Source organism: Microcystis sp. M49636_WE2 (genome assembly GCF_030065375.1).
In the GTDB taxonomy this organism is placed as follows: Bacteria; Cyanobacteriota; Cyanobacteriia; order Cyanobacteriales; family Microcystaceae; genus Microcystis; species Microcystis aeruginosa_C.
In genome coordinates, this window is sequence record NZ_JASJFG010000844.1 from 1 (window position 1) to 7,262 (window position 7,262).

Here is a 7,262-nt window from a genome sequence, read left to right on the forward strand (position 1 = left end):
ATCGTCTCACATTTTGCGGCACAAACATTCGCCAGAGTTTGATTTGCTCATAAGTCGTTGTGTCTAAACATTCTAATTTAAGATGGCCATATTCCTTTTTTAATCCTTCCGCATAGTTATCTAAATTATAATCTGTTTTAACTCCTGCTATTTCTTGAATATTTTGGCTATCTTTATTCTGTAACTTAACTAAAAAAACGGCTCTTAGCTTTTCAGAATTTTCAATAATTTCCTGAGTTTTTCTCAAATAAAATTTACCTAGTTTTTCCCAGTTAAATTCAGCAGGTAACGGGGGTAAATTAAGTCTTTGCCAAGATTGAGCTAACGTCAAAGTATCAAGAACTTGACAATCAATATCAAAAGCATCCCCTAAAATAGGTTCAACTTGTTCATCTTTAATAAAAGTATTGAGGGGTTTTTCAAAGTTTTTAATTTGATCATCCTCCAGATCGGCCATTTCTAACTGTTGCTGAAAGAGTTCTAAAAACTCCTTCATTGCTTTGCCATAAGCTTCTTTTTGAACATCTTTTTCAGGTAAGTGTAACACTTTACCTAGACTATTTTTAAAAAATTCCTTTCCGTAATCTTTTGCACCCTCTATGGCCAACTCTTGCATTACTGAACGAACAAGCGAACCTGCGGCTTGAGTAACCCCCCAGACAATTAACCAGTCAACCATGGCGATAAACTTAAGATTCTGTGGATACTATCTAAGCTTACCAACTTTAATCGTTTTTCGTCTATCGTTCCGACAAATGAAGAGAACGATTTAAAAGATCCTCAATACCGTAGGGACAAACTGGGGGAAACTCTAATCCCGTCTCTCTAAAAGCATCGCAACAAGCAACAGCATAGAGTTTAAATAGGCTTTCATCGGTTAAATATCGCCTTAAACTGGGGCTATCGTCCAAATAAAGCCTAATATTAGCTCTTTCTCGCTGAATAGTTCCCAACCAACCCCTGGATCGCCGTTGAGGTTGATAGTCCCACTTTAATAAATGATGCAAAATTAATCTGAGACTAGCAAGTAAGCGATCGCGCTCCCGTTTCGACAAATCCCGCACCTCTTCGACTAAATTCTCAATATCTAACTCGGAAAACCGACCAGAAGCTAATAAATCGGCCATTTGTTCGGCCCAAAGTCCAAAGTCTTGCTCATAGGATGCCGTCATCGATTTATCTCCTTCTAAGCTCAATTAACATTATATTAATAATCCGCCCAAAGTGAGGGCTTAAAAACGGATTTACTATCATAATGTGTTGTTTTCTTGATTGTCTGAAGATTGAACACGAAAGGGAGGCGCGACATAATCGGAAGGTAAATAATTTTCGGGGATAGTTGTTGTATTTCCATCTCGTAGGGAAGTGTAACTGGGAGAGAGAATCTCAATCCCGGCTTCATTACACTTGTCTTGAATATTCTGATGGAGTTCTGAATAAATTATTACCATCAAATTGGGTTGGTTAGTGTAAGCATTTAATTGATAACTGATGTAAAAATTATCTAGGCTAGTTTGCAGGACAAAAGGTGCGGGTTCTTTGAGAATATGCACAGTTTCTAGAGCAGCTTCAATTAAGGTTTTGTGGGCTTTTCGCCAAGGCAGATCGTACCCTAGGGTAATCGTTGTCTGAATAATTAGATTTCTGTTTAATTCCCGCGAGGAAATACTAAAGTTAATCACATTACTACTTAATAAAGATGAGTTAGGAATAGTAATAATTTTATTAGTGGGAGTGCAAATGCGAATGACTAGGAAGTTTTTTTCAATTAGATCGCCAATTACCTCTCCTACCTGAATGTGATCTCCGATGCGAAAGGCACGGGTATAAATAAGAATAATTCCCCCGATAACATTGGCAATAGCCGAAGTAGAACCAAGGGATAAAAGAAGACCGAGAAAAACAGAAACACCTCGGAAAGCAGGGGAATCAAAACCGGGTAAATAGGGAAAAGCCACTATTGCTGCTAAGGCAATAATTATGACTAATAGGAGATTGTAAGTAGGTTTAGCCCAATCAGTATAAAAACCAGGAATAACCAGATTTCCTCTTTCTATTGCCGTAAAAAATGGCTTGATTAGCCGGATTAAGTAGTAGGTTATAAAAATGATTATGGCAATAATAAAGGCATTGGGAAGATATTGGCCAATGGACGATAAAACCAGTTCTAATGATTGATAAAAATAACCTAAAATACTCTCGCCAAAAACTCTTGTCCAGGGAAATAAACGAAGTACAAATGTGGCATAATTAAATAATAATAAAAAGAGAACAAGTAAGCGAATTATCCGAAGAACTCGCAGCCAAAAAAAGCTTATATTAGAGGAAGATATAATCTCAACATTCCCTATTTTAATGCCTGGCGTCAAGGATTCAATCAAACGTCTAATGAAGGGAAATAGCTTCCCTGAAATTTTGATAACTGCAAAGCTAATAATCAAGAAAGCAAAGGTGGATATAACCGTATAAATGATATTCTTAAGTAGTTGTTCGGGTTTTCGATCTTGGCGATATTGAGCGATAGCGACCTGAATTTTTTGTAAAGCTTGTTGAGCTAAAAGCTCCGGTGTTGAACGATAGGCTTTTGCATCTTGCTTCGTCACCGTTAGAATTACTTCTTGATCTACACTTAAATAAAGTGAGTTATCATCAGGAATCTGCTCAATTGTCAGGTTCTCAATAGGAATAGAATCATTTTGAGCAATTCTTTCAATTCTCCGGGTAATAGCGTTAGCTCTCTCCTCCGCCGAAAATGAAGAAACTCCCCGTCGGATAAAAAAGAGGGGTTTTCCATCTAACATAACTGGAAAGCCGTCAATTTTGTTTTCCGGTTGTGTCGGATTTTGAGCTATTCCCAAAAGAGGAGAGGTGAGAGTCAGTAGTAAAACTACAACAAATATTACCAAAGTATGCCCAATTTTTTTCATCCATCCTCTAGCTCTAGATGGTGTAGTTAGCATTAAATATCTTTGATTAATATCGACAAATGGTACAAATTTCATAGGATTAATTCAGATTTTTCTGTGTGTAGTCGGGTAAGATTTAGGTATTACTTTCCCAGGGTGAGGTGTAGATAAACTAGGCTGAGACAGGAGAGGGAATTAAGTCAGAAGTTCTAGATTTAATTTCACTGCTATGGCGTTTACGAAAGCTCTTATGAACCATAACTTCCTTACTAGAATATCTTTTTGGCTTAGAGTAAATTACCAATCATTCCCAAAATAATAGCAATAATCGAGACGGATAAAAAATAGGAAGGCATCCCGTGGGTTGCTACCAGCCGCCGCCTTGCCGTACTATTAATACTTGTATCGGAGGTTTGATAACAAGCCGCCATACAAAAACCTTGACAGGGAAATTCCGTCCAATTAGGTCGATCGCAATCGAGAAAAACTAGGCCTTTACCATCATCATAGTAGCGCACTGCATATTCTTGGCTGTAGATCAATTGACCAAATGTCAGCAAAAGTTAGTAAAATCATCTAGTCACACCAGTCAATAAAACGCCGTAGCAAGCTTCGGGAATTGTCAAAACCGAGATGTAGTTACTCGTTGAGCATCACAAAGGCCAAAATATGGAGCGTTATTTATGGGCCATTTATCCCTATCCGAACAGATTACCGCGGAACTTCTGGCAATCCTGATCGAAGAAGAAGTCACCTATCCCTGGGATGTAACCGCTGTTGAGAGTAATGATCCCTTAGACGTCACGGAAACGCCTTTTTCTCTGTGTGAAGGACTAGAAGCGACGGCGATCGAGGCACAAGCTCATAGATTCTTTAGCAGTTTACACCAAAAATTCCCGACAGTTTCCGTTTCATCCCGGTCTAATATCTTTGATAAATTTGCCTCTTTACTGCCAGCCGAATATTTAAATCGTCTAGTAGAAAGTGCTGAAAATCTAGTTAATAGTCAATTAGATGACTTTGATCGCCTTGTTGTTTGTCTTAGCGAGCTTTTTCCCCAATGGTCTCCAGAAGATTTAGAGGTTTTTGCCCGTCCCTACGCCTATACTATGCGTAATGGCCAGAGCGAAACCACTATAGAAACCGAAGATTGGCAAAGTCTTTCCGAAATTGAACAAATTCGCCGGAGTGCAGCCATCGCCAGCCAGATTTTCCGCGACTTGTCTTCTCCTGAATAGTCATCTCGTTATCAGTTATACTGCATTTAAACTACCCCTTAGATATTTTAGTACAAATGCTCAAACTCCCTCTCCCAAGTCCGGCGCTCCCTTCTCCCCTCTCCCCTTAGTGATTACTGTTTACTGATCACTGAAAAAACCCCTACTCCCAATTCGGAGATATTGCTAGGGAAAAACGAAAAGTGCTGCCTTTACCTAATTCACTTTCTACCTCCATTTGACTTTGGTGTAATTCCACTAAACGACGGGTAATCGCTAAACCAATACCACTACCCCCAGAATAACGGGAACGAGAACGATCGGCCCGCCAAAAGCGCTCGAAAATAAAGGGTAAATCCTCTGCTGCGATGCCGATTCCTGTATCGATAACGGCAATTTGTAGGCGATTTTTGTCCCTTGTCACTTGCAGGGTAATTGCACCATGATCGGTGTAACGAATGGCATTACCGAGCAGATTAACTAAAATTTGTTCAAGGCGATCGGGATCGGCCATGACAGATGGTAAATTGGGGGGACAATCTAACTGTAAAGTCGGTCCATCTTCTAATAATTGATCGGCGAATTTTTCGATAAGAGAATTTAACAAAGTTAATAAATTAACAGGTTGCAGTTTAATCGAGAGATAACCAGATTCCGCTCGCGATAGCTCCTGTAGATCGTGGGTTAAACGTTCTAACCGGCGGGTTTCTTTTACTAATTTCTGATAAAGTTCTGGATTAGGTTCGATCGCACCATCGGCTAATTCTTCTAAATATCCCCTTACCACAGTTAAAGGGGTGCGTAATTCGTGGGTAAGATCACCGATTAATTCCTGGCGACGTTTTTCCACATCAGCTAAACTAATCGCCATCTGATTAAAACTGATGGCTAATTGATTTAATTCTGGGATTTCGCTTTCTGGAACTCTCGCCGATAAATCCCCTTCCGCAAAATTTTTAGTGATTTGTTTCATTTGTTTTACCGGTTTCATAATGCGTTGAGAAACCAAAAAACTCAGATAACCAGCCGTACTTCCTCCCGCAATGAATGACCAAATGGCACTACTATCCCAAGCCGTCTCAAAACCCCTAACCAAGAAAGTTCTCGCCGAGCGCACGGTAAAAAATCCCTGCCTTTCTAACTGTTCCAAACGTAAAACAAACATTCGCGGAGAAGATAATTTAGCAATGATAATAAAGCTACTTAATCCCACCACCATAACGAGGAGATGCGATAAAAATAATCTGGTTCCTAAGCTTAATTTTGGTGGCTGCATATTTGTTTAAAAACTCTATTTGTTGTCAATGTTATTGACAGTATAGTCATTTAAATTAAGATTGAGAATATCAATCCCAGAGTTCCTAAGGATTTTGTCGGTCTAGACTGTATCAGACTTATCGGAAATGACTATATTTATCATGAAGATGAAGTATAACAGGATTTGGCATTGACAACCGACTCCAAAAAACGAAAACTTTGTACCTCACCATTAAGATAAATGCTATATATTCGGCTACAGCATCTTGAATAAACTGACGAGAGAAAAAATCCTCATAGATATCTTCAGGGATGGCTAACCCTCGCTCATGATTTCTCGGTTTAACAATCTCCCGTTAAGCTATGCTGTGAGGGGAGAGTAGGTCAAAACTTAACTTTTTGCCGCTCTATGCTATCGTATCAAGATGCGCTACTCTGTTAGGAGATGATTTTGCTTGAGTCATCTGCTCAAAGTAGCGTCTGTTTTTTTAACCCTTACCCCAAAAAGAGAATCTTTTCTGTATGCTAGAGGCTAATAATCAGGGAGAGAATCAAATATTTCTCTATGAAGTTGTTTTTTCGGGTTCTTCTGGCTCTTTGCCTCAACGCTTCTCCCGAACAGTCCTGCGAATACCTAAAAGCCGCATGAGTCAAGAAACACAGCGCCTCCTGCGCCAAGGTGCCAAGATTCTCAGTATAAAGCCTCTTGACCCAGAAACTGTCTCGATCAAGCCTAGTTTACCCCCCCAACCCTGGTGGGTAGAGATCACTACCGGTCAGCCGAAATGTCTCTATTATTTCGGTCCGTTTGAGAGTTTTTCTGAAGCTTTGTCCCATCAATCCGGTTATGTCGAAGACCTACAATCGGAATCCGCCGTGGGAATTAACAGCGAAATTAAACAATGTCAGCCCGAGGTTTTAACTCAAGAATATTTTTAATTTATGGTATCTAATTATACAGATTTTTAGGAATAGTTAATTTCCTCCTGTTTTCGTTTAATAATGCCTTTACCTTGACAGAATTTACAGGGGACGGATTCATTCTCCGTCTCTAGATAGATTCTTCCCTTGCCTTGGCAGTGGGGACAGATAATTTGTTCTTCCCACCAATAATTCTCTAAAAAAGCCTCATCGGTAATATAGGTAAAATCTTCAAACATTGGCTTGTCCTCTTATGGTTCAGATAGCTTAATCTGGATTCATCTTTCAACCTGAGAAATTGAAAATCAGTTTTACCCCCATCCTAAAAAAGATCGGGTTCATTCTTCTTGAAAATTAAATTACTTCATATTTATTTATATTTATTAATATACAATGAGTGTTCACTATCAATCCTTGCTAAGTAGCCGACGATAAATTTTCTTTCTCTTGCCTATTGCCCATTGCCCCTTGCCGCCAAAAAATCCTCCGCCTGTTGGCTGCGGTGAGAAAATGGGCATAATAGAGTAGTGGGCTGTACAATATTAACTGGCTCTATTCCATGTCATCAGCAAACGAGAAACCTCAGACCAACCTGCCTTCCTTTGCCCAAAAGTTAGTGCAATCGGGTTATATCACTATCCCGCAACTACAAAAGGCAATAATCCAGAAGCAGAAAAGTCATCTATCTCTACTGGCAATTTTACCCCTGATCACCGGTCGTCCTTTACCCAAAGAGGCACTGGCATACTACCGACTCGAACAACTGTCAAAATTAAAAGCCAAGTATGGAGTAGAATATCTTGACCCTGAAATTGAGACAATCGACTGGAGAGAAATCGAGAATCTGTTTCGCACAGTCCTTCCCTTTGAAATTTGCCGTCGTTATAAGATCCTGCCCCTACAAAAACAGCAATCCGCTGCCAATGTCCTTCACCTAGCCATGGTGGATCCCGCTAATCAG

The 7,262-nt window shown here is 39.7% G+C and carries 8 protein-coding genes and 1 pseudogene; 3 read left to right on the top strand and 6 right to left on the bottom strand.

What is annotated here, in order from left to right:
* The 4 genes and pseudogenes from PX484_RS19335 to PX484_RS19350 form a co-directional block, all read right to left on the bottom strand.
* Positions 1–679: pseudogene (locus PX484_RS19335) on the bottom strand (signal transduction protein); the annotation flags it as partial.
* Positions 680–740: 61 nt separating this feature from the next.
* The gene (locus PX484_RS19340; protein ID WP_002804010.1) at positions 741–1,172 is read right to left on the bottom strand and encodes a DUF29 domain-containing protein; all 432 of its coding nucleotides are present in this window, start codon (positions 1,170–1,172) and stop codon (positions 741–743) included.
* Positions 1,173–1,250: 78 nt separating this feature from the next.
* Complete coding sequence (locus PX484_RS19345) at positions 1,251–3,002, bottom strand: mechanosensitive ion channel family protein (RefSeq protein WP_002804012.1); 1,752 nt, start codon at positions 3,000–3,002, stop codon at positions 1,251–1,253.
* Positions 3,003–3,193: 191 nt separating this feature from the next.
* Positions 3,194–3,466, bottom strand: coding sequence for a DUF1345 domain-containing protein (locus PX484_RS19350; RefSeq protein WP_287669460.1), 273 nt, complete (start codon positions 3,464–3,466; stop codon positions 3,194–3,196).
* A 123-nt stretch (positions 3,467–3,589) separates the two neighbouring features.
* Between PX484_RS19350 and PX484_RS19355 the strand changes: the two genes are divergently transcribed.
* Positions 3,590–4,144: a hypothetical protein gene (locus PX484_RS19355; protein WP_002804015.1), complete on the top strand. Its 555-nt coding sequence runs from the start codon at positions 3,590–3,592 to the stop codon at positions 4,142–4,144.
* Positions 4,145–4,286: 142 nt separating this feature from the next.
* On the opposite strand, the gene PX484_RS19360 is transcribed toward PX484_RS19355, so the two are convergent.
* Positions 4,287–5,399: a sensor histidine kinase gene (locus tag PX484_RS19360; protein ID WP_287764613.1), complete on the bottom strand. Its 1,113-nt coding sequence runs from the start codon at positions 5,397–5,399 to the stop codon at positions 4,287–4,289.
* 503 nt (positions 5,400–5,902) lie between these two features.
* On the opposite strand from PX484_RS19360, the gene PX484_RS19365 reads away from it, so the two are divergent.
* The gene (locus tag PX484_RS19365) at positions 5,903–6,319 is read left to right on the top strand and encodes a DUF1816 domain-containing protein (protein ID WP_002804017.1); all 417 of its coding nucleotides are present in this window, start codon (positions 5,903–5,905) and stop codon (positions 6,317–6,319) included.
* Positions 6,320–6,345: 26 nt separating this feature from the next.
* Here the strand turns inward: PX484_RS19365 and PX484_RS19370 are convergent, their stop codons facing one another.
* Positions 6,346–6,540 carry a hypothetical protein gene (locus tag PX484_RS19370; protein WP_002804018.1) on the bottom strand — a complete coding sequence of 65 codons (195 nt, stop codon included), beginning with the start codon at positions 6,538–6,540 and terminating at the stop codon, positions 6,346–6,348.
* A gap of 320 nt (positions 6,541–6,860) precedes the next feature.
* On the opposite strand from PX484_RS19370, the gene PX484_RS19375 reads away from it, so the two are divergent.
* Positions 6,861–7,262 (top strand): GspE/PulE/PilB domain-containing protein (locus PX484_RS19375; RefSeq protein ID WP_502882769.1); only part of this gene is annotated, 402 nt, incomplete at its 3' end.

Excerpts from the sequence above, each read along its gene's own strand:
- PX484_RS19340 (WP_002804010.1), bottom strand. The coding sequence starts at position 1,172 with ATGACGGCATCCTATGAGCAAGACTTTGGACTTTGGGCCGAACAAATG.
- PX484_RS19345 (WP_002804012.1), bottom strand. The coding sequence starts at position 3,002 with ATGAAATTTGTACCATTTGTCGATATTAATCAAAGATATTTAATGCTA.
- PX484_RS19355 (WP_002804015.1), top strand. The coding sequence starts at position 3,590 with ATGGGCCATTTATCCCTATCCGAACAGATTACCGCGGAACTTCTGGCA.
- PX484_RS19360 (WP_287764613.1), bottom strand. The coding sequence starts at position 5,399 with ATGCAGCCACCAAAATTAAGCTTAGGAACCAGATTATTTTTATCGCAT.
- PX484_RS19365 (WP_002804017.1), top strand. The coding sequence starts at position 5,903 with ATGCTAGAGGCTAATAATCAGGGAGAGAATCAAATATTTCTCTATGAA.
- PX484_RS19370 (WP_002804018.1), bottom strand. The coding sequence starts at position 6,540 with ATGTTTGAAGATTTTACCTATATTACCGATGAGGCTTTTTTAGAGAAT.